Below are 21,181 nucleotides of genomic sequence, written 5' to 3'. Positions count from 1 at the left end.
CCCGCCGCACCCGGCCGAATGTCCGTCCCTGAGGATGACGGCGGCCGGGTGGCGCCTCCGTCGCGGGGATGACCTGCGCGGACTAGCGTGGCGAGCACGAGGAGCACGGCACGTTCGACGAGCGGGAGGCGCACGTGGCCCAGGACCTGGACGACCGGCTGGCATCGGTGCTGCGCTCGGTGTGGTGGCTGCCGGTGCTCCGCGGGCTGCTGATGATCGTGCTCGGCCTGCTGCTGCTGGTGGAGCCGCTCGGCACCCTCGTCGCGCTCGTGTGGGTGTTCGGCGTGTTCGCGGTCGTCGACGGGGTCGTCGTGCTGCTGCAGGCGCTGCTGGCCCGGGGGAAGCCGGGGTTCGGGTGGCTCGTCGCCGAGGGCCTGGTCGACATCGCGTTCGGCGCGCTGATCATGCTCTGGCCCGACGTGACCGCGCTCGTCCTGTTCTACCTGCTGGCCCTGTGGGTGCTCGTGCTGGGGGTCACCGCCGTCGTCGTCGCCGTGGTCCAGTACCGGGCGCGCGACCTGGCGTGGTCCGGGACGCTGGTGTTCGGCCTGGTCGGGTTCCTGTTCGGCCTGCTGCTGGCGATCAAGCCGCAGGGCACGGTCGACGTGATCCTCACGGTGTACGGGCTGTTCGCGTTCGTCGCCGGCGTCGTGATGCTGGTGTCCGGCTTCGCGACGCGGACGCTGGCGCGGCAGCTGTCGTCCGGTGGCGCGCCTCCGACGGCCGGGTCCACGGCCGCGGACCTGCCCTGAGGCGTCAGGCCAGACCCAGCGCCGCCCGCCACTCCGCCGGCACGAGCGCGTACCCGACGAACGCCACCACGTCGAGCACCGTGTGCGCCACGACGAGCGGCATGGTCCGCCGGCGCCTCCGGTAGTACTCGGCGAACACCAGACCCATCACGACGTTCCCGACGAACGGCCCGATGCCCTGGTACAGGTGGTAGGAGCCGCGCAGGAGGGCGCTCGCGGCCAGCACCGCCGGGGTGCGCCACCGCAGGTCCCGCAGCCGCTCCATCAGGTAGCCGACCACGACGACCTCCTCGAGCAGCGCGTTCTGCAGGGCGGCCAGCACCAGCACCGGCACGGTCCACCACGCCGCGTTGAGCGCGGCCGCCTGCACCTCCACCGTGATCCCCACGACCCGCCCGAGGGCGTACAGCCCCAGGCCCGGGAGCCCGATCAGCGCCGCGAGCCCCAGCCCGACGCCGAGGTCGCGGCCCGGGCGGGTGCCGTCCAGGCCGATGCGCCGCACCGCGCTGCGCCCGTTCGCCGACAGCAGGTACAGCGCGAGCGCGACGGGCACGAGCGCGAACCCGATCGACAGGAGCTGGTAGGTCAGGTCGAGGTACGGCCGCGGCGACCGGCTGGCGTTCAGGGTCGCCGACTGCTCCGCGAGCGGGGTGCCCTCGGTGAGGCGCGCGACGATGTTCACCAGGGCGTACACGCCGGACCGCCCGAGCGACAGGCCCAGGACGATCCAGATCTCGACGGTGAGCCGTCGGCGCCAGGCGCGGTCCGAGACGGGCGGCGTGCCGGGCCGGGTCGCTGCGGGCGCGGGCGCGGGTGCGGCGGGTGCGGGTGCGGCGGGCTCGGGCTCGGGCGCTGCGGGCACGGGGGCGGCGGTCACCCGCGCAGCGTAGGACGCGGCGCTGGACGACGCCCGGACGAGCCCCGGACGGCTCCTGGACGGTGCCGGAACCGCGGGTCCCGGCCTCTACCCCTTGCGCGGCGCACCGGTCAGCGACTAGTTTGCAGCGCAAAGTTGTTGGCGCCGACCCGAGCGCCCCGGTCGAAGGACACCCGCATGACGCAGCCCACCGACGCCGACCCGGCGGACGCCCCGCTCGACGCCCCGCTCGACGCCCCGCTCGACCCGGCGGCGGCGCGCGCCATCATCGCCGCCCAGCGCACCCGCGTCCGGACCGGGGCGTACACCGACGACCGCGTCATCTTCGGCGTCTGGGCCGTCGCCTGGTCCGTCGGCTACGGCGTCCTGTGGGCGACCAGCCGGGACGGGGTCGACGCGATGCCGTGGTGGGCGTGGGCGGTGTTCGGCGTCCTCATCGCCGCGGGGGTCGCGACGACGATCGTGCACTCGCTGCGCCGGATGTCCGGACTGGACGGAGTCAGCCGCACCACAGGCGCCCTGTACGGCTGGTCGTGGTTCGTCGCGTTCGTCGGCGGGCAGGGGATCGTGGCCGGCCTGGCGGACACCGGCTTGCCGGACGAGACCATCACGCTGCTCGCCAACGGCGTCGCCGCCCTGATCGTCGGCGTCCTGTACATGGCCGGGGGCGCGCTCTGGCAGGACCGGGCGCAGTTCGCCCTCGGCGTCTGGATGGTGATCGTCGCCGCTGCCGCGACCGTCGTGGGCATGCCGGCGACCTTCGCCGTCATGTGCGTGGCGGGCGGCGGCGGCATGGCGCTCGGTGCGGTCCTGGCCCACGCGGCACGGCGGCGCGGCGGGTCCGTCCGGCGCGGGGCGCTCGCATGACCGACGCGGACCTCGACCCCGTGATCCACGCCCAGTCCCGGCTGCGGGTCGTCGCGACGCTCGCGGCACTCGCCCCCGGGGACCGCCTGACCTTCCCCCGCCTGCAGCAGCTGCTCGACATGACGGCCGGGAACCTGTCCACGCACCTGCGCAAGCTGGAGGAGGCGGAGTACGTGACCGTGCAGAAGACCTTCGAGGGCCGCACGCCCGCGACGTACGTCGAGCTGTCGCCCGTGGGGCGTGCCGCGTTCGAGCGGTACTCCCGGGCCCTGACCGAGCTGCTCGGGGGTGCGCGATGACCGCCCTCGTCGAGCTCGACCACGTGACCCGCCGGTACGGCGACGTCGTCGCGCTGGACGACGTGTCCCTTCGGGTGCACGAGGGCGAGCTCGTCGGCCTGCTCGGCCCGAACGGCGCCGGCAAGTCGACCCTGCTGTCCCTGGTCAGCGGGCTGCGGCGTCCCGACGGCGGCACCGTGCGGCTCTGCGGGGGCGACCCGCGCGACCCCGCCGCCCGCGTCGCGCTGGGCACCACACCGCAGGAGACCGGGCTGCCGTCGACGCTCCGGGTCGGCGAGGTGGTCGACCTCGTGGCCGGGCACTACCGCGACCCGATGCCGCGCGGGGAGGTGCTGGAGCGGTTCGGGCTCACCGGCCTGGCCCGGCGCCAGACCGGGGGGCTGTCCGGCGGGCAGCGGCGCCGGCTCGCCGTGGCGCTGTCCCTGGTCGGCCGGCCCCGCGTCGTGCTGCTGGACGAGCCGACCACCGGGCTGGACGTCGAGGCGCGGCACACCCTGTGGGAGGCGCTGCGCGACTACCAGTCCGACGGTGCGACGGTCGTCGTGACCAGCCACTACCTGGAGGAGATCGAGGCGCTCGCCCGCCGCGTGGTGGTGATCGGCTCCGGCCGCGTGCTCGTCGACGACCAGCTCGCCGCCGTCCTCGCGATGGCCGCCGCCCGGCGGGTGCTCCTGGAGGTGCCCGAGGGCGCCGAGCCCGCGCTCGCGGCCCTCTCCGGCGTGCTCGACGTGCAGCGGGAGGGCCGGCGCACCGTCCTGCTCGCGTCCGACGCCGACGCCGTGGTCCGCGCGCTGGTGCGCGACGACGTGCCGTTCCGCGGCCTCGAGGTGCGTGGCGCCTCGCTCGAGGAGGCCTTCCTGGCCCTCACCACCACCGCACCGGAGGAGACCCGATGAGCACCGTCCCCCTCCCGCCGCGGGCCGGCACCCGGTCCTGGCTGGCGCTCGCGTGGCTGCACACGAAGTTCCAGCTCCTCGAGTCCGTGCGCGTCCCGATCGCCGTGATCGGGAACCTGCTGTTCCCGTCGCTCGCCCTCCTGTTCTTCGTGGTGCCGCAGCCGGCGGTGTCCGGGGACCCGCTCGCCGCGGTGGCCGCCGTCGCTCAGCTCGGCACGTTCGCCGTCATGTCGGCGTGCCTGTTCACGCTGGGCGCCGGGGTGTCCGAGGACCGCCAGCTCGCGTTCGACCCGTACGTCCGGACCCTCCCGGCCGGCGCAGGGCCGCGGCTCGCGGGCCGGATCGTCAACGGCATCGTGTTCTGCCTCGGTGCGCAGGTCCCCGTGCTCCTGATCGCGTGGCTGCTCACGGACGCGTCGACCGAGCCGTGGCGGGCCGTCGCGGGGATCGCGCTGGTGCCGGTCGTCGCGGTGCCGTTCCTGCTCCTCGGGCTGGCGATCGGGTACTCCCTGTCCGCCAAGGCGGCCATCGCCGTGGTGCAGGCGGTCCTGTTCCCGCTCGCGTTCGCCGGCGGGCTGTTCCTCCCGCCGCAGGCGTTCCCCGACTGGCTGGACGCGCTGTCGCAGGCGCTGCCGTCGCGCGCCGCGCGGGACCTGGTGGTCCAGGTGACGACCGGCCTCGAGGGCTCGGCGGTGGCGCTGCCGGTGCTGCTGGGGTGGACGGCGGTGTTCGCGGTCCTCGCCGTGCTGGCGTACCGGCGGGACGAGGGGCGCCGGTTCCGCTGAGCGGTGCTGCGAGGCGCCTCAGTCCCGCGCGAGCGCCGCCACCGCCGCGGCGACCACGTCCGGGTCCGTCACGGTGTGCCCCGACGCCCCACCGCCGCCGGGCCCGCCGTCTCCGGCGACCGCCCGACTGGCCGACAGGTGCACCGCGTCGACCCCGGCCGCGACCAGTGCCCCGATGTCGACCGGGCGCACGCCGCCGCCGGCCTGGATCTGCACGGCCCCGGCGGTGTGCTCCACCATCGCGGCGAGCCGTCGCACCCCGTCGATGCTCCGCGAGGCGCCGCCGGAGGTCAGGACGCGCGTGACGCCCGCCGCGGCCAGGTCGTCGAGCACGGCGAACGGGTCCTCGACCGCGTCGACGGCCCGGTGGAAGGTCACCTCGCGGCCGTCGGCGGCCGCGACGAGCACGCCCAGGGCGGCCGTGTCGACCGCGCCCGACTCCGTGAGCACCCCGACGACGACGCCGTCCACGCCCGCCTCGACGCACGCGCGGACGTCGCGGACCTGGACGTCGAGCTCGTCGGCGTCGTAGACGAACGACCCGGGGCGCGGCCGGACGAGCACGTGGATGCCGGGGGGCGTCCCGCCGGCGGCGGCGCGCGCGTCCCGCTCGGCGACCAGCGTCGCCAGCAGGCCCGCGCTCGGGGTGATGCCACCCGTCGCGGCGAGGGCCGCGCAGACCTCGGTGCGCGCGGCCCCGGCGTCGGCCGCGATGCGGTAGCCCGCCAGGTCCTGCACGGCGATCTCGAGGACGGGGCGGCGCGCGGTCACGCAGATCTCCTTCACTGGGCGCCGGGCGGACCGGCGGCGGTCAGGTGCACCGTAGCGGCTGACCGCCGCCCCGCGGCGGGACCGTTCAGGAGAACCGGCGCAGCCGCAGCGAGTTCGCCACGACCAGCACCGACGAGAACGCCATCGCCGCGCCCGCGATCATCGGGTTGAGCAGGCCGAGCGCCGCGAGCGGGATCGCCGCGACGTTGTACGCGAAGGCCCAGAACAGGTTCTGCTTGATCACCCGCAGCGTCGACCGGGACAGGCGCACCGCCTGGGCGGCCGACCGGAGGTCCCCGCGGACGAGCGTCACGTCGGCGGCCTCGATGGCCACGTCCGTGCCGGTGCCCATCGCGAGGCCGAGGTCCGCGGTGGCGAGCGCCGCGGCGTCGTTCACGCCGTCGCCGACCATCGCGACCCGGCGGCCCTCGGACTGGAGCCGGCGGACGACGTCGACCTTGTCGGCCGGCAGCACCTCGGCGATGACGTCCGCCTCCGGGATGCCGACCTCGCGGGCGACCGCGCGGGCCGCGCCGGCGTTGTCCCCGGTGAGCAGCACCGGGCGCAGGCCGAGCGCGCGCAGCTCGTCGACCGCCTGCCGGGACGTCGCCTTCACGGGGTCGCGCAGCACCAGCACGCCGCGCGCGGCGCCGTCCCACGCGACCAGCACGGCGGTGGCACCGTCGGACTCCGCTGCCGCGAACCGGGTAGCGAGGTCGTCGTCGGCGGGCACGCCCTCCTGGGCCAGCCACGCGGGGCGCCCGACGAGCACCCGGCGGGACAGCCCGACGCCGGAGTGCGCGGCCCGGACGACCCCGCTGACCCCGAGCCCCGCGGTCGCACGGAACTCGTGCACCTGGTCGGAGCCGATGCCCACGCCGTCACCGCCGACACCCGCGGTCACGGGCGACACGGCGGCCGCGGCCTCGGCGACGGCCCGCGCGATCGGGTGCTCGGCGAGCGCCTCGACCGCCCCGGCGTACCGGAGCACCTCGTCGGCGTCCGCACCGTCCGGGACCAGCACGTCGACGAGCGCCATGCGGCCCTCGGTGACGGTCCCCGTCTTGTCCAGCACGACGGTGTCGACGGTCCGGGTCTGCTCGAGCGTCTCCGGGCCCTTGATGAGCACGCCGAGCTGAGCGCCGCGGCCGGTGCCGACCAGCAGCGCCGTGGGCGTCGCGAGGCCGAGGGCGCACGGGCACGCGATGATCAGCACCGCGACGGCCGCGGTGAACGCCGCCTGGGCCGAGGAGCCGGACAGCAGCCACACGCCGAGCGTCGCCAGCGCGAGCACCAGCACCACGGGGACGAACACGGCGGAGATCCGGTCGGCCAGCCGCTGCACGGGCGCCTTGCCGGTCTGCGCGGCGGCGACCAGCCGGCCGATCTGCGCGAGGCGCGTCTCGTCGCCGACCCGCGTCGCGCGGACCACGAGGTGGCCCCCGGTGTTGATCGTCGCGCCGGTCACCTCGTCGCCGGGGCCGACGTCGACGGGCACCGGCTCGCCGGTCAGCAGGCTGGTGTCGACGGCGCTGGTGCCGGAGACGACGACGCCGTCCGTGGCCACCTTCTCGCCCGGGCGCACCGCGAACTCGTCACCCGCGCGCAGGCGGTCGACGGGCACGCGCTGCTCCGTGCGCCGGCCGTCCGTGCCCGTGACGAGCAGGGCGACGTCCTTCGCGCCGAGGTCCAGCAGCGCCCGGAGGGCGTCGCCGGCGCGGCGGCGGGACCGGTGCTCGGCGTAGCGGCCGGCCAGCAGGAACGTCGCGACGACCGCGGCGACCTCGAAGTACAGCTCGGGCATGTGGCCGCCCATGTCGGCCGCGGGCCAGAGCGTCGGCTCCATGGTCATGCCGAGCTCGCCCGCCCCGCCGAGCAGCAGCGCCCACAGCGACCAGCCGGTCGCCGCGACGATGCCGATCGACACGAGCGTGTCCATCGTCGACGCCCCGTGCCGCGCGGCCCGCACGGCCGCCCGGTGGAAGGGGTACGCCGCCCAGGTCGCCACCGGGAGCGCGAGCACCGCAACCAGCCACTGCCAGCCGCGGAACTGCCACGCCGGGACCATCGACAGCAGCAGCACCGGGACGGTCAGCACCGTCGCCACCCGCAGCCGGCGGCGCAGGTCGGTGCCGCGCGCGTCGGTCGGGGCGGAGGTGTCCTCGTCGGGGTCCATGTCGTGGCCCGGGGCCATGCTGTGGCCGGACAGCGCGTGCTCGCGCGGGTCCATGCCGGCCATGTCGTGGCCGACCATGGCGTGCCCGTGCCCGGTGTCCGTGGGCTGCGCGGAGTGCGCGGAGTGCGCGACGTGCTCCGAGTGCGCGGCGTGCTCGGCCGACGCAGCGGGCGCCCCGGGGACGTCCCGGCGCCCGGTCACCCGGGCGTCGTACCCGGCGGCGCGCACGGCCTCGACCAGCGCGTCGGTGCCGGGGGTGCTGCCGTCCTCGGCGGCCGACACCTCGACGTGCGCGCTCTCCAGCGCGAGGTTGACCGTGGCCCGGGCGCCGGGCACCCGGTTCAGCCGCTTCTCGACGCGCGCCACGCAGGACGCGCAGGTCATGCCCTCGACGGCCAGGTCGACCGTGGCGACGGGCAGCGGGCGTGCGGGGGTGGACTCGTCGGTGGTCACAGCAGCGACCCCCTCGGGGTGACGGCGTACCCGGCCTCGTCGACGGCGGCGGCGATCGCGTCGTCGGCGAGCGGGGCGTCGGACGTCACGGTGACCGGGGACGAGCCCCCGGCGACCAGCTGGACCTGCACGTCGGTGACGCCGGGCAGCGCCGTGAGCTCCTCGGTGACGTGGCGTACGCAGTTGCCGCAGGTCATGCCGTCGACGGCGAAGGTGGTGGTCTGGCTCATGGGGGTGGTCCTCTCGGGTGCGGTGGGGGTCAGGAGCGGACGAGCCGGGCGATGGCCTCGGAGGCCTCGCGGACCTTCTCGGCGCCGGCCTCGGGGGACTGCCGGGCGGCGTCCACGACGCAGTGGCCCAGGTGGTCCTCGACGAGGCCGATGCTCACGGCCTGCAGCGCCTTGGTCACGGCGGCGACCTGGGTGAGGACGTCGATGCAGTAGACGTCCTCGTCGACCATGCGGGCGATGCCCCGCACCTGGCCCTCGATGCGCTTCAGGCGCTTGAGGTACTCGTCCTTGTCGCCGCTGTAGCCGTGCACGTCGCGCTCCCTCCGTGCAGGTGCCGACGCACCCGCCACGGGGTCCAACGCTATACCCCCCGGGGGTATTCCTTAGATGCGGCGGCTGAAGGGCTCGCCCCGTCGGAGCCGCTCGGCACGCATCGCGACGGCCCGCGCCTCCAGCTCGTCGACGAGCGCGAGCAGCCGCAGCCGTCGCGCGTGCTGCTCATCGGCGTCGCGGTCGCCGACGGTCTGCGCCGCGACCTCGGGCGAGTGGTCAGCCGACATGCGGGGCTCCTTCGTCGTCCTCTGGCGGGGCCGGTCGCGCGTAGGACGCGATGAGCACGGCCGCCGCCCTGACCTGCAGCTCAGTCTCGGCATCAGCGGACAGCTGCTGCAACAGCCTTTCGTCCTGGGCGGTCGACGGGGACGAGCCAGGTCGGCGGTCGCCTCGGACGAGCCGGTACACCTCCCACCACTGCTGGTCCCGGCGAGCATCACGCCCCGCCGTCGCGCGGTCCCGGCGGCCACGTGCCTCCGACCGCTCCTGCCTGCGCCACTGGCCGAATGCCACCACGGCAGCACCGGCGGCAGCGAGCCCGCCCAGGCCGGGGCTCCGCACGAAGGTGTCGGTCCACCGCAGGACGGCGAGCAGGATCTCGCTGCCCATGGCCCGGACGGCGAGGACCGTGACCGTCAGCAGCAGGGCGACCACCGCCGTGGTCCGCGCGGCGCGCTGCCACCCGATGACCCGCTCCATGCCACCTCCCCGCGATGCCGTGGACACCACCGTGCCACCCGGCGCGCCGGGCGCCGCCGTCGTCCCCAGGACGGATCTCCCCGCGCACGAGAAACGGCGAGGGCGCACTCCGTGGAGTACGCCCTCGCCGTGCCGGGTGCGCCGTCGCGGCGCGCGGAGGTCAGGCCAGCGCCCGCCACGCCTCGCGGCGCCGCGCCTGCTCGGCGGGGTCCGGGACCGGGAGGCTCGCGAGCAGCCGGCGGGTGTACTCCTCGCGCGGGGCGCCGAGCACCTCCTCGCCGGTGCCCTGCTCGACGAGCTTCCCGCGGTGCAGCACCGCGATCCGGTCGGCGAGCAGGTCGACGACCGCCAGGTCGTGGCTGATGAACAGGCACGCGAACCCGAGGGACTCCTGGAGCTCGGCGAACAGCTCGAGCACCCGCGCCTGCACCGACACGTCCAGCGCGGAGGTCGGCTCGTCGGCGATCAGCAGCTCCGGGTCGAGCGCCAGCGCCCGGGCGAGCGACGCGCGCTGGCGCTGGCCGCCGGACAGCTCGTGCGGGAACCGGTCGCCGTACGCCTTCGGCAGCTGCACGGACTCCAGCAGCTCGTCGACCCGTGCCCGGGCGGCGCGGGCGTCGGACGCCCGGCCGTGCACGACGAGCGGCTCCGCGACGCACTCCGCGATGGTGAGCAGCGGGTTGAACGACGTCGCCGGGTCCTGGAACACGAACCCGATCCGGGGCCGGACGGGCCGCAGCTGCCGCTCCTTGACGCCGTTCATCTCGACGCCCAGCACCTCCAGGGAGCCACCGGTCACCCGGGTGAGCCCCGCGATCGCCCGGCCGATCGTCGTCTTGCCGGAGCCGGACTCGCCGACGAGGCCGACGACCTCGCCCGGGCGGATCGACAGCGACACCTTGTCCACGGCCCGGAACCCGGGCTGCCGGAGCCGGCCGGGGTAGGTGATCTCCAGGTCACGCGCGGCGACGACCGGCGCCTGCTCCGCCCAGCCGGGCGCACGGGCCTCCGCACGGGCCCGGGCGTGCGCGCCGCCCTGGCCGATCCGGGGCACGGCGTCGAGCAGCGCCCGGGTGTACGGGTGCGCGGGCGCGCCGAACAGCTGCGCGACCGGCGCCTGCTCGACGATCTCGCCCTGGTACATGACCGCGACGCGGTCGGCCAGGTCGGCCACCACGCCCATGTTGTGCGTGATCAGCACGATCGCCGCACCGAACTCGTCGCGGCACCGGCGCAGCAGGTCGAGGATCTCGGCCTGCACGGTGACGTCGAGCGCGGTCGTCGGCTCGTCGGCGATGATCACGCCCGGCTCCAGGACCAGGGCCTGCGCGATGACGATGCGCTGCTTCTGGCCGCCGGAGAACTGGTGCGGGTAGTGGTCGATCCGGTGCTCCGGGTCGGGGATGCCGACGCGGCGCAGGATGTCGACCGCCTTGGTCTTCGCCTCCGCGCGGCTGAGCTTCTCGTGGGCGCGCAGGCCCTCGATGATCTGCCAGCCGACCGTGTAGACGGGGTTCAGCGCGGTCGACGGCTCCTGGAACACCATCGCGGCGTCCCGCCCGCGCACCCGGCGCAGGCCCGGCTTGTCGAGCGCGATGACGTCGTTGCGGTGCTCGCCGTCCCGGGAGGACAGCACGACGGCGCCGCGCGTGGTGGCGGTCTCCGGCAGGAGGCCCAGGATCGTCTTGGCGGTGACCGACTTGCCGCTGCCGGACTCGCCGACGACGGCGAGGACCTCACCGGCGCCGACCGACAGGGACACGTCGTCGACGGCCCGGACGTCGCCGGCGTCGGTCGCGAACGACACCGACAGGCCGGTGATCTCGACCAGCGGCGCGGACGCCGGGCCGGTGCTGCTCGTCGCGGTGCTCATCGGCCCGCCTCCGTCCCGGGCTCGAGGCCCTCCAGGCCGCCGGGCGCGGTGAGCGCACCGCCCGGCACGACGGACGTCGCGGCGACGTCCCCGGCCACGTCGGCCGACGCGCGGCGGTTGCGCAGCCGCGGGTCCGCCAGGTCGTTCAGCGACTCGCCGACCAGGGTCATGCCCAGCACGGACAGCACGATGGCGACACCCGGGAACACGGCGGTCCACCAGATGCCGCTGGTGACGTCGGCGACCGCGCGGTTGAGGTCGTAGCCCCACTCGGCGGCCTTGGTCGGCTCGATGCCGAAGCCCAGGAAGCCGAGACCGGCCAGCGTGAGGATCGCCTCGGACGCGTTCAGCGTGATGATCAGCGGCAGGGTGCGCGTGGCGTTCCGGAGCACGTGCTTGGTCATGATGCGCCAGTTGCTCGCGCCGATGACGCGGGCGGACTCGACGAACGCCTCGGACTTGATGCGGATGGTCTCGGCCCGCACGACACGCAGGTACTGCGGGGTGAACACCACCGTGATCGACAACGCCGCCGCGAGGACGCCGCCCATCATGCTCGACTGGCCGCCGCTGATGACGATGGCCAGCACGATCGCGAGCAGCAGGCTCGGGAACGCGTAGACCGCGTCGGCGATCACGACGAGGACGCGGTCCAGCCAGCCGCCGAAGTACCCCGAGATCAGGCCCAGCAGCACGCCGATGAACAGCGACGCGACGATGGCGATCACGATGACGAGCAGCGCCGTGCGGGAGCCCCAGATCACGCGGGACAGCACGTCGTAGCCGCCGACGGTCGTGCCGAACCAGTGCTCGGCCGACGGCGGCTGCTGCGCGCCGAAGCGCCCGTCCGCGTCGCGGAGCTGGCCGTAGCCGTAGGGCGCGAGCAGCGGGGCGAAGATCGCCCCCAGGATCAGCAGCGCCGTGAGCACGAGGCCGGTGATGAGCATGCCGCGCTGCAGGCCGACGGACTGCCGGAGCTGGTGCACGACGGGCAGGTTGCGCCAGGTGCGGCGCACGGGGGCCGCCACGGGGGCGGGGGTCGCGGTCGCCATGTCAGTACCTCACCCTCGGGTCGATCAGCGCCGCGATGACGTCGACCAGGAAGTTCGTGACGGCGACGATCACCGCGAGCATGACGACGATGCCCTGCACGGCCACGAAGTCGCGGGCCTGCAGGTACTCCGAGAGCTGGAAGCCGAGACCGCGCCACTCGAAGGTCGTCTCGGTCAGCACCGCCCCCACCAGCAGCATCGCGATCTGCATGCCGATGACCGTGACGATCGGGATGAGCGCCGGCCGGTACGCGTGCTTGCGCAGCAGCCGGGACTCCGCGACGCCGCGCGACCGGGCCGCGTCGACGTAGCCCGAGCCGAGCGTGCCGATGACGTTGGTCCGGACGAGCCGCAGGAACACACCGGCGGTCAGCAGGCCGAGGGCCAGCGCGGGGAGGATCGCGTGCTGGAGGACGTCGACGACGACGTCGGGGTTCCCGGTGCGGATGGCGTCGATCAGGTAGATGCCGGTCGGGTCGTCGAGCTGCCGCATCTCGATCTCGGAGCGCGTCGACGCGCGCCCGGCGACCGGGAGCCAGTCGAGCTGCACGGCGAACACGAGCTTGAACAGCAGGCCGGAGAAGAACACCGGGGTGGCGTAGCAGGCGATCGCGAACACGCGGAGCACGGCGTCCGGGACGCGGTCGCGGAAGTACGCGGCGGCCAGCCCGAACGGGATGCCCACGACGAACGCGACGATCAGGGCGTAGAACGCCAGCTCGAGCGTCGCGGCACCGAAGGTCGTGATGACCTCGGTGACCGGTCGCGTGTCGCTCAGCGTGGTGCCGAAGTCGCCGCGCAGCAGCTGCCCGAGGTACTCGACGTACTGGGTGAGCACCGGCCGGTCGTAGCCGGCCTGGTGGATGCGCTCCGCGAGCTGGTCGGCGGGGAGCCGGCCGCCCTGCGCGGCGGTGATCGGGTCACCGGTGGCACGCATCAGGAAGAACACGACCGTCACGAGGATGAAGACGGTCGGGATGATCAGGAGGAACCGGACCAGGAGGTACCGGCCGAGCCCGCCGCCGGAGCGCCTGCGGGCCTGTCGGACGACGGGGGAGTCGCCGTCGGGTGCGGTCCCGGACGGCACGCCCGTGGGCTGCTGCGGTCCGGTCAGTGAGGTGGAGGTCATGTCTCTCGTTCGTCCCTGTGACGCCCGACGCGGGCCGCTCGGGAGGTGAGCGGCCCGCGTCGGGTGTCGGGTGAGTCGATCAGCTGTTGGACAGTGCGCCGTAGCGGAACTTGAACGAGGCGTCGAGGGTGTCCTCGGCCCCCTCAACGCCGGAGCCCACGACGGCGACCTGCGCGCCCTGGAGCAGCGGCACCGTGGACAGGTCCCCGGCCACCGTCTCCTGGATCTGCTCGATGAGCGCGGTGCGCTCGGCGGGGTCGGCGGTGACGGCCTGCTGGAGGATCAGGTCGTTCACCTCCTGGTTGTCGTAGTGGTTGCCCAGGAAGTTCTCCGTGAGGAAGAACGGCGTCAGGTAGTTGTCCGCGTCGGAGTAGTCCGGGAACCAGCCGAGCTGGTAGGCCGGGTAGACGTCGGACGTGCGGTCCTTCGCGTACTGCACCCACTCGGTGGTCTGCAGGTCGACCGCGAACAGGCCGGTCGACTCGAGCTGGTCCTTGATCAGCGCGTACTCCTCGCCGGAGGACGGGCCGTAGTGGTCGTTGCTGTACTGCAGCGACAGCTGGACCGGGGTCTCGACGCCCGCGGCCTCGAGGCGCTCGGCCGCCTTGTCGGCGTCCGGGCCGCCCTCACCGTCGCCGTAGAGGGGCTTGAGCGCGTCGGTGGCGCCGGTCAGGCCCTCGGGGACGAACGAGTACAGCGGGGTGTAGGTGCCCTTGTAGACCTGGTCCGCGATCTCCTCGCGGTCGACCAGGTCCGCGACGGCCTGGCGGACGGCGAGCGCCTTGGCCGCGTCGGCCTCCGGCGTCGTCGCGCCGAACGGCTGCGTGTTGAAGTTGAACGTGATGTAGCGGATCTCGCCGCCGGGGCCGTCCACGACCTTCACGTTGTCGTCGCCGCGCAGGTCCTCGATGTCCGTGGCGGACAGGCTGCGGAACGCGACGTCGACGTTGCCCTCCTGGACGTCGAGCTTCAGGTTCGAGGAGTCGGCGTAGTACTGGACGCTGACCTCCTCGGTCTTCGGCGCGCCGAGCAGGCCCTGGTACTCCGGGTTGGCCTGGTACGTGATCAGCTCGTTCTGGCTGTAGTCCGTGATCGTGTACGGGCCGGCGAAGGCCTCGCCCGCCACGATCTCGTCGTCCGGCGTCAGCGCGTCGGCGGCGAAGACGTCCTCGTCGACGATCGGGCCCGCGGGGCTCGACAGGATCTGCGGGAACACCTGGTCGTCCGGGGACTTCAGGGTGAACACGACGGTGGTGTCGTCCGGCGCGGCGACGCTGGCCAGGTTGTAGAGCAGCGAGCCGGGGCCGTTGCCCTCGTCCGCGCCCGACTCGAAGATCGCGAGCTGGCGGTCGAACGTGAACTTCACGTCGGAGGACGTGAGCTCGTTGCCGTTCGCGAAGGTCAGACCCGGCTTCAGCGTCACCGTGTACTCGGTGGGCGAGGTGAACTCGGCCGACTCGGCGATGTCCGGCTCGACGTCCGGGCTGCCGAACGGCGTGTTCATCAGGAACGGGTAGACCTGGTTCATGACGGCGAACGAGCCGTTGTCGTACGAGCCGGCGGGGTCGATCGTCGTGATCTTGTCCGTCGTGCCGATGAGCAGCGAGCCGCTGCCGCCGCCGTCGCCGCCGTCCGAGGCGTCGTCGTCGCTCCCGGACCCGCCGCCGCACGCGGCGAGGACCAGGGCGGTGGCGACGAGGCCGGCGCCGGTCGCGAAGCCGCGTCGGCGGCCGTGGGGAACCGCAGTCATGCGTGTACCTCTTCCCTGAAGTGATGGCCCCTACCCGCTGCCGGTGGCAGATCCGCCCGGCCGGAGCCCGGCGACGCCCTGCGGCGGGGTGGTCGTGCGCACACGAGCGCGGGGGCGCACGTGACGAGGGTCTTAGGGATAGCACAGAGAACGTACGAACAGGACATTCCTGTGTTACGGACGCATTTCAGACCGGTCACGATCGAGGTCAGCGACGCCGCGCCCTGGCGGGGCGCCGAGGTCGTCAGTCCGGCACGAGGTCGTCCCGCAGGACTGACGACCTCGTGCCGGTGTGACGACCTCGCCGGGTGGTGGGGGGTGGGGTGGCAGTGGCGGCGCGTCAGGGGGTCGGCGGGGTCGCCGCTGCCGCCGCGCGGGCCGCAGCGGGGAGTGCGTCGACGACCCGCTCCAGCGCCGCGTCGTCGTGCGCCGCCGACAGGAACCACGCCTCGAACGCCGACGGCGCCGCGTAGACGCCGTCGCGCAGCAGGCTGTGGAAGAACGCGGGATAGCGCCACGACTCCGAGGCGAGCATCTCCGCGTAGTCGCGGGCGCCGGCGTCGGTGCCGAGCACCGTGCTGAACAGGTTCCCGGCGTGCTGCACCGCGTGCGGCAGGCCCGCCGCGGCGAACGCGTCGTCCACCGCCGCCTGGAGCGTCGCGGAGGCGACGTCCACCCGCGCGTACACCGCGTCGTCCGCGAGCCGCAGGGTCGCGAGCCCCGCGGCGACCGCCACCGGGTTCCCGGACAGCGTGCCGGCCTGGTACACCGGGCCGACCGGCGCGAGCGCGTCCATGACCTCCGCCCGGCCGCCGAGCGCCGCGACCGGCAGGCCGCCGCCGACGACCTTGCCGAACGTCAGGAGGTCCGGGTCCCAGCCCTCGCGCTGCGCCTCGAGCCCCCACCAGCCGGCGGGGCCGACGCGGAAGCCGGTGAGCACCTCGTCCTGGATGAGCAGCGCGCCGTGGGCGTGCGTGATGCGGGCGAGCGCGGCGTTGAAGCCGGGCGCCGGCGGGACGACGCCCATGTTCGCGGGCGCCGCCTCCGTGATGACCGCGGCGATCGTGGGGCCGTGCTCGGCGAACGCCGCCTCGACGGCCGCCAGGTCGTTGTAGGGCAGCACGATGGTCTCGGCGGCGATCGACGCCGGCACCCCGGCGGACCCGGGCAGCGCGAGCGTCGCGACCCCCGAGCCCGCGGCCGCCAGCAGGCCGTCGGAGTGCCCGTGGTAGCAGCCGGCGAACTTCACCACCCGGTCCCGCCCGGTCAGGCCGCGGGCGAGCCGGATCGCGGTCATCGTGGCCTCGGTGCCGGTGGACACCAGGCGCAGCCGCTCGATCATGGGCACGCGGGCGCGCACGGCCTCGGCGAGCTCCACCTCCCCGAGCGTCGGCGCACCGAACGACAGGCCGCGCCCGGCGGCCTCGCGGACCGCCTCGACGACCTCCGGGTGCGCGTGCCCCAGCAGCGCCGGACCCCAGGACCCGACGAGGTCGACGTACTCGCGCCCGTCGACGTCCGTGACGTACGCGCCGCGCGCGGACGCGAGGAACCGGGGCGCCCCGCCGACCGACCCGAACGCGCGCACCGGCGAGTTCACCCCGCCGGGCACCGAGGCCCGGGCCCGCTCGAACAGCTCCTCAGACGTGGTCATCGCCACTCCTCCCGCAGCCAGCAGGCCAGCTCGACGGCCCAGTAGGTCAGCACCTGGTCCGCGCCGGCGCGGCGGATGCCGAGCACCGACTCGGTGATCGCGCGCCGCCGGTCCAGCCAGCCCTGCGCGGCGGCGGCCTCGACCATCGCGTACTCGCCGGACACCTGGTAGGCCGCGACGGGCACGGTGCTCATCGCGGCGACGTCGGCCAGCACGTCCAGGTACGCCCCTGCCGGCTTCACCATGACGACGTCGGCGCCCTCGGCGATGTCGAGCTCGACCTCGCGGACCGCCTCGCGCCGGTTGGCGGGGTCCATCTGGTACGTGCGGCGGTCGCCCTCCAGCGTGGACTCGACGGCGTCCCGGAACGGCCCGTACAGCACGCTCGCGAACTTCGCGGCGTACGCGAGCACGGCGACGTCGGTGCGCCCCGCGGCGTCGAGCACGTCGCGGATCACGCCGACCTGGCCGTCCATCATGCCGCTGGGCGCGACCATGTGGGCGCCCGCCTCGGCCTGGACCAGCGCCATCTCGGCGTAGCGCACGAGCGTGGCGTCGTTGTCGACCGTGCCGTCCGCGGTGAGGACCCCGCAGTGGCCGTGGTCGGTGAACTCGTCCAGGCAGAGGTCGGCCTGGATCACGAGCGCGTCCCCGACCTCGGACCGGACGTCCGCGATGGCGGCGTTCAGGACGCCGTCGGGGTCCGTGGCGCCCGAGCCGACGGCGTCCCGGACCTGCGGGACGCCGAACAGGTTGACGCCCGCGATCCCCGCCGCGGCGGCCTCGGCGGCGGCGCGGCGCAGCGAGTCGCGCGTGTGCTGCACGACGCCCGGCATCGAGGCGATCGGCTGCGGCTCGGAGAGGCCCTCCTTGACGAACATCGGCAGCACGAGCTCGGCAGGGTGCAGGCGCACCTCGCTGACCGAGCGGCGCAGCGCCGGCGTGCCGCGCAGGCGGCGCGGGCGGCTCCGCCCGGGCCGCGCCGCGGCGACGGCGGCGGCCGCGAGGGTGGGGATGTCGGTCGGCTGCGTGGTCATGCGTGCTCTCCGTCGGGGTCGGGGCCCGTCGTGGGCTGCGCGGCGGGGTGGGCCGCGGAGCCGTCGGGGTCGGGTGCGGGGGTGTCCGGGCTGCTCGTGCCGGCCGCCGGGGCCGCGGAGGCCAGTGCCGCCCCGGCCAGCGCCGCGACGAGGCCGCCCGGCGTCTGGTCCTGGGCGACGGCGTCCACCCGGAGGCCGGCGCGGCGCGCCTCCGCGGCCGTGGACTCGCCGATGCAGCACACGAGCGTGCCCGCGGGCGGGGCGCCGAGCATCGTGAGCAGGTTGCGGGCCGTGCTGCCGGAGGTCAGCAGGACGGCGTCGACGTCGCCCGCCGCCCAGGACGCGCGCGTCTCGGGCTCCGGGGCCGGCCCGGGCACCGTCCGGTAGGTCACGACGACGTCGACGAGCCACCCGTGGGCGGTCAGCCCCTCGGCGAGCGTGGGCGACGCGAGGTCGCCGAGCGGCAGGAGGACGCGCTGCGGCTCGTCGCCCACGGGCGGCCACGCGGCGAGCAGCGTCGCGGCGGAGGACGTGCCGACGGGGACGAGGTCGACCCGGACGCCGGCCTCGCGCAGCGCCCGCGCGGTCGTCCCCCCGACGGCGGCGACGCGGCACCCGGCGAGCAGGTCCGGCAGCGTGTTGCCGGTCTCGTCCGCGCGGTCCACGAGCACGGGCACGGCGGCGGCGCTCGTGACGGCGACCCACGCGTAGTAGCCGACCTCGAGGGCGAGGAGCGCGTCGTCGAGCTCCGTCGGGTCGAGCGGCGGCACGGTCTGGATCAGCGGCACGACGAGCGGCTGGGCACCGGCGGCGTGCAGGGCGATCACCAGCGGGTCGGGGCCGGGGGTCTCGCGCGGGACCAGCACCGTGCGCCCGGCGAGCGGCCCGGCGGTGACGACCTGCGGCGTCTGCGGGCCCGTCACGCCCCGAGTCCCGCCAGGTCGGCGGCGCCGTCGGCGAGCAGCTCGTCGGCCAGGCGGGTGCCCAGCGCGGCGGCGGCCAGCGCCGAGCGCGCGTGGTCCTCGGTGCCCGCCAGCGTGGTGGAGCCTGTGCGGCGCAGGGAGGCGGAGCCGTCCGGCCGCAGGACCACCGCCTCGAGGGTCAGCACGTCGTCGTCGCCGAGCCGGGCGTGCGCCCCGACCGGCGCGGCGCACCCGGCCTCGAGCCGGCTGAGCAGCGCGCGCTCGGCCAGCACGGCGAGGTGCGTGGGGCGGTGGTCCAGCGTGGCGAGGGCCCGGGCGAGGGGGCTGCCGTCCGCGGCGTCCTCGGTGCGCACCTCGACGGCGAGTGCGCCCTGGGCGGGGGCGGGGGTCATCACGTCGAACGGGAGGGCCTCCGTCACCGCGTCCAGCCGCCCGAGCCGGGCGAGCCCCGCACTGGCCAGCACGACCGCGTCCAGGTCGTCCTCGATGCGCCGCAGCCGCGTGTCCACGTTGCCGCGGATGTCGACCACCTTCAGGTCGGGCCGCGCGGCCCGGAGCTGGGCGGCCCGGCGCGGGGAGCCCGTGCCGACGGACGCCCCCTCGGGCAGCGTCGCCAACGTCCGGCCGTCGCGGGCGCACAGGGCGTCGCGCGGGTCCTGCCGGAGCGGCACGGCGGCGACCACGAGCCCCGGGGAGGCCGCGGTCGGCAGGTCCTTGAACGAGTGGACCGCCACGTCGCACCGGCCGTCCAGGAGGGCGTCGCGGAGCGCGGTCACGAACACGCCGGTGCCGCCGAGCGTCGCGAGCGACCCGGTGAGCCGGTCGCCGTCGGTGCGGACCCGGACCAGCTCGTGCTCGCCCGCGCCGAGGGCGGTCAACGCGTCGGCCACGTGTCCCGTCTGCGTCAGGGCGAGCGCGCTCGCACGGGTTCCGACCCGGACCGTCAGGGGCATGACCCCAGTGTCGGTCACCCTCGGCGAGGATGTCGAAACGGCCTGGTCAGCCCTGGGGACGGCGCTCACGGCGCGTCGGGCGCGGCGGGCGCACCGACGGCGGCGACCGCGGCCGCGGTCGCCCGGGCGTCCGGCACCACGGAGGCGAGCCCGTTCCCGGACACCCACGCGCCCACCACGGCGAGCCCGGGCACCTCCGCGACGGCCGCGCGCACCTGCTGGACGGTGCGGCGGTGCGCGGCGCTCGGCACGGGCAGCCCCTGGGACCACGGGACCCGCGCGGCGGCCCGGACCTGGGCCGACGTGAGCGGGACGCCCAGCACGGCCGCGGCGTCGCGCAGGGCCAGGTCGGTGAGCGCGCCGAGGTCCCGGGGAAGGGGGTCGCCCGCGTCGTCGCCGGCCCGGCCGTACGACAGCCGCACGACGTGCCGGCCGGGTCCCGCGGCCTCGGCGAGCCAGCCCCACTTCGCGGTCGCGTGCGTCAGCGCCTTGGCTCGGACGCCCTGGACGCCGCGTGCCACCAGCACGCCGGTGCCGCGGGGCGCGGAGTCCAGCTCCGGGGCGTCGAGCACGAGGGTGACCAGCACGATGTCCGCGCCGGGGTCGGTGTGCAGCCCGGCGAGGTCGGGCGCGACGCCGGCGAGCAGGTCGACCGCGCGCGGGGTGGCGACGACGAGCCGCCGCGCGCGCAGCACCTCCGGCCCGTCGGCCCCGCCGGTCCCGTCGGCCCCGCCGGTCACCGTCACGTGGAACATCCCGTCGGTGCGCTCGACCGCCACGACCGGGGTGCCCGTGCGGACGACCCCGCCGCGCGCCTCGACGTCCGACGCGAGCGCGTCGACGAGCACGTGCAGCCCGCCCCGGAACCCGGCGACCGCCGAGCCCGCCGGGGCGAGCGCGCGCATGGCCGCCACGGCGCCGGCGAGCGAACCCTCGCGCCGCACGGCCGCGGCCAGACCCGGCGCGACCGCGTCCGCGGCGACGTCGTCCGGCTCGGCCGCGTGCACCCCGGCGACCACGGGCCGGACCAGCCGGTCGAGGACGCGCGCGCCCATCCGGGCCCGCACCAGGCCGCCGAGGGTCGGGACCTCCGCGCGCAGGCCCACCGACGCGGGCAGCACCCGGTCGAGCGCGGCGCGCAGCGAGCCGACCGTCCCCAAGGTGCGCCGGACGTCGGGGGCCCACGGGTCCGCGGGGATGCCGAGCAGGCCGGTGCGGGGCAGCGGGCCCGCGCCGTGCGGCAGCCGCACCCAGGCGCCGTGCGGCTCCGGGGTGACGACGCGGTCCGTGAGGCCGAGCTCGTCCGCGAGCGCCGCGACCACGCCGCCGCGCGTCGCGAAGGACTCGGCGCCGGCGTCCAGCAGCAGGCCGTCGACCTCGTGCCGGCCGACGACGCCGCCGGGGGCCCGCCACGCCTCCAGCACCAGCGGGCGCAGCCCGGCGAGGGCCAGCTCGCGCGCGGCCACCAGCCCGGCGACCCCGCCGCCGACCACGACCGCGTCGTGCACCTGGCCGGCCTGGTGCGGCCGGTCCGGCCGGTCCGCGCCGGCCACCAGGCGGCCCCCGCCGTCCAGCATGTCCGGCGCGTCCGCCGCGTCCGCCGCGTGCGTGCGTCCGCCGTCCGTCGCGCGGTCGTCCTGCTCGCTCGTGGTCCGCTCCTTCGCCTCGTGCT

Annotated in this window: 21 protein-coding genes; 5 read left to right on the top strand and 16 right to left on the bottom strand. The window is 75.5% G+C overall.

Annotation, left to right across the window (positions count from 1 at the left end; genetic code table 11):
* Window positions 1-134 precede the first annotated feature (134 nt).
* The gene (locus tag KJP73_RS08610) at window positions 135-752 is read left to right on the top strand and encodes a DUF308 domain-containing protein (RefSeq protein ID WP_249669225.1); all 618 of its coding nucleotides are present in this window, start codon (window positions 135-137) and stop codon (window positions 750-752) included.
* A 4-nt stretch (window positions 753-756) separates the two neighbouring features.
* Here KJP73_RS08610 and KJP73_RS08605 read toward each other — a convergent pair whose 3' ends face one another.
* A complete protein-coding gene (locus KJP73_RS08605) occupies window positions 757-1,629 on the bottom strand; it encodes a CPBP family intramembrane glutamic endopeptidase (protein ID WP_433995159.1) in 873 nt (290 codons plus the stop codon).
* 177 nt (window positions 1,630-1,806) lie between these two features.
* On the opposite strand from KJP73_RS08605, the gene KJP73_RS08600 reads away from it, so the two are divergent.
* The 4 genes from KJP73_RS08600 to KJP73_RS08585 are packed head-to-tail and all read left to right on the top strand — an operon-like array spanning window position 1,807 to window position 4,476.
* A complete protein-coding gene (locus tag KJP73_RS08600) occupies window positions 1,807-2,496 on the top strand; it encodes a hypothetical protein (RefSeq protein WP_213282380.1) in 690 nt (229 codons plus the stop codon).
* A complete protein-coding gene (locus KJP73_RS08595) occupies window positions 2,493-2,795 on the top strand; it encodes a transcriptional regulator (protein WP_213282379.1) in 303 nt (100 codons plus the stop codon). The genes KJP73_RS08600 and KJP73_RS08595 overlap by 4 nt, the downstream gene beginning before the upstream one ends.
* The gene (locus KJP73_RS08590) at window positions 2,792-3,691 is read left to right on the top strand and encodes an ABC transporter ATP-binding protein (protein WP_213282378.1); all 900 of its coding nucleotides are present in this window, start codon (window positions 2,792-2,794) and stop codon (window positions 3,689-3,691) included. The genes KJP73_RS08595 and KJP73_RS08590 overlap by 4 nt, the downstream gene beginning before the upstream one ends.
* The gene (locus tag KJP73_RS08585; RefSeq protein ID WP_213282377.1) at window positions 3,688-4,476 is read left to right on the top strand and encodes an ABC transporter permease; all 789 of its coding nucleotides are present in this window, start codon (window positions 3,688-3,690) and stop codon (window positions 4,474-4,476) included. The genes KJP73_RS08590 and KJP73_RS08585 overlap by 4 nt, the downstream gene beginning before the upstream one ends.
* Before the next feature lie 18 nt (window positions 4,477-4,494).
* Here the strand turns inward: KJP73_RS08585 and KJP73_RS08580 are convergent, their stop codons facing one another.
* The 15 genes from KJP73_RS08580 to KJP73_RS08510 all read right to left on the bottom strand — a co-directional run bounded on the left by KJP73_RS08580 (window position 4,495) and on the right by KJP73_RS08510 (window position 21,086).
* Complete coding sequence (locus KJP73_RS08580) at window positions 4,495-5,247, bottom strand: copper homeostasis protein CutC (RefSeq protein ID WP_213282376.1); 753 nt, start codon at window positions 5,245-5,247, stop codon at window positions 4,495-4,497.
* Window positions 5,248-5,332: 85 nt separating this feature from the next.
* On the bottom strand, window positions 5,333-7,876 hold the full coding sequence (locus tag KJP73_RS08575) for a heavy metal translocating P-type ATPase (protein WP_283770226.1): 2,544 nt from the start codon (window positions 7,874-7,876) through the stop codon (window positions 5,333-5,335).
* Window positions 7,873-8,106 (bottom strand): heavy-metal-associated domain-containing protein, encoded by a 234-nt coding sequence (locus KJP73_RS08570; RefSeq protein WP_213282375.1) that lies wholly within the window; start codon window positions 8,104-8,106, stop codon window positions 7,873-7,875. The genes KJP73_RS08575 and KJP73_RS08570 overlap by 4 nt, the downstream gene beginning before the upstream one ends.
* Before the next feature lie 29 nt (window positions 8,107-8,135).
* Complete coding sequence (locus KJP73_RS08565) at window positions 8,136-8,417, bottom strand: metal-sensitive transcriptional regulator (protein WP_213282374.1); 282 nt, start codon at window positions 8,415-8,417, stop codon at window positions 8,136-8,138.
* 72 nt (window positions 8,418-8,489) lie between these two features.
* Window positions 8,490-8,666 (bottom strand): hypothetical protein, encoded by a 177-nt coding sequence (locus KJP73_RS08560; RefSeq protein WP_213282373.1) that lies wholly within the window; start codon window positions 8,664-8,666, stop codon window positions 8,490-8,492.
* The gene (locus KJP73_RS08555; protein WP_213282372.1) at window positions 8,656-9,138 is read right to left on the bottom strand and encodes a hypothetical protein; all 483 of its coding nucleotides are present in this window, start codon (window positions 9,136-9,138) and stop codon (window positions 8,656-8,658) included. The genes KJP73_RS08560 and KJP73_RS08555 overlap by 11 nt, the downstream gene beginning before the upstream one ends.
* 160 nt (window positions 9,139-9,298) lie before the next feature.
* Entirely contained in the window at window positions 9,299-11,011 is a 1,713-nt protein-coding gene (locus KJP73_RS08550) for a dipeptide ABC transporter ATP-binding protein (RefSeq protein ID WP_213282371.1), read from the bottom strand.
* Window positions 11,008-12,063 (bottom strand): ABC transporter permease, encoded by a 1,056-nt coding sequence (locus KJP73_RS08545; protein ID WP_213282370.1) that lies wholly within the window; start codon window positions 12,061-12,063, stop codon window positions 11,008-11,010. The genes KJP73_RS08550 and KJP73_RS08545 overlap by 4 nt, the downstream gene beginning before the upstream one ends.
* 1 nt (window position 12,064) lies before the next feature.
* Window positions 12,065-13,192, bottom strand: coding sequence for an ABC transporter permease (locus tag KJP73_RS08540; RefSeq protein WP_213282369.1), 1,128 nt, complete (start codon window positions 13,190-13,192; stop codon window positions 12,065-12,067).
* Window positions 13,193-13,271: 79 nt separating this feature from the next.
* Entirely contained in the window at window positions 13,272-14,942 is a 1,671-nt protein-coding gene (locus KJP73_RS08535) for an ABC transporter substrate-binding protein (protein ID WP_213282368.1), read from the bottom strand.
* A gap of 340 nt (window positions 14,943-15,282) precedes the next feature.
* On the bottom strand, window positions 15,283-16,596 hold the full coding sequence (gene hemL / locus KJP73_RS08530) for a glutamate-1-semialdehyde 2,1-aminomutase (protein WP_213282367.1): 1,314 nt from the start codon (window positions 16,594-16,596) through the stop codon (window positions 15,283-15,285).
* Complete coding sequence (gene hemB / locus KJP73_RS08525) at window positions 16,593-17,633, bottom strand: porphobilinogen synthase (RefSeq protein ID WP_213282366.1); 1,041 nt, start codon at window positions 17,631-17,633, stop codon at window positions 16,593-16,595. Before hemB ends, hemL begins: the two co-directional genes overlap by 4 nt.
* Window positions 17,630-18,556, bottom strand: a complete 927-nt coding sequence (locus tag KJP73_RS08520) for a uroporphyrinogen-III synthase (protein ID WP_213282365.1) — start codon at window positions 18,554-18,556, stop codon at window positions 17,630-17,632. The genes hemB and KJP73_RS08520 overlap by 4 nt, the downstream gene beginning before the upstream one ends.
* On the bottom strand, window positions 18,553-19,509 hold the full coding sequence (hemC, locus tag KJP73_RS08515; RefSeq protein ID WP_213282364.1) for a hydroxymethylbilane synthase: 957 nt from the start codon (window positions 19,507-19,509) through the stop codon (window positions 18,553-18,555). The genes KJP73_RS08520 and hemC overlap by 4 nt, the downstream gene beginning before the upstream one ends.
* 65 nt (window positions 19,510-19,574) lie before the next feature.
* The gene (locus KJP73_RS08510) at window positions 19,575-21,086 is read right to left on the bottom strand and encodes a protoporphyrinogen/coproporphyrinogen oxidase (RefSeq protein WP_213282363.1); all 1,512 of its coding nucleotides are present in this window, start codon (window positions 21,084-21,086) and stop codon (window positions 19,575-19,577) included.
* Window positions 21,087-21,181 lie beyond the last annotated feature (95 nt).

This window comes from Cellulomonas hominis, assembly GCF_901521055.1.
Taxonomy (GTDB): domain Bacteria; phylum Actinomycetota; class Actinomycetes; order Actinomycetales; family Cellulomonadaceae; genus Cellulomonas; species Cellulomonas endometrii.
Note: the sequence above shows the minus strand (reverse complement) of the source record. Positions and strands in the feature narration are given on the sequence as shown.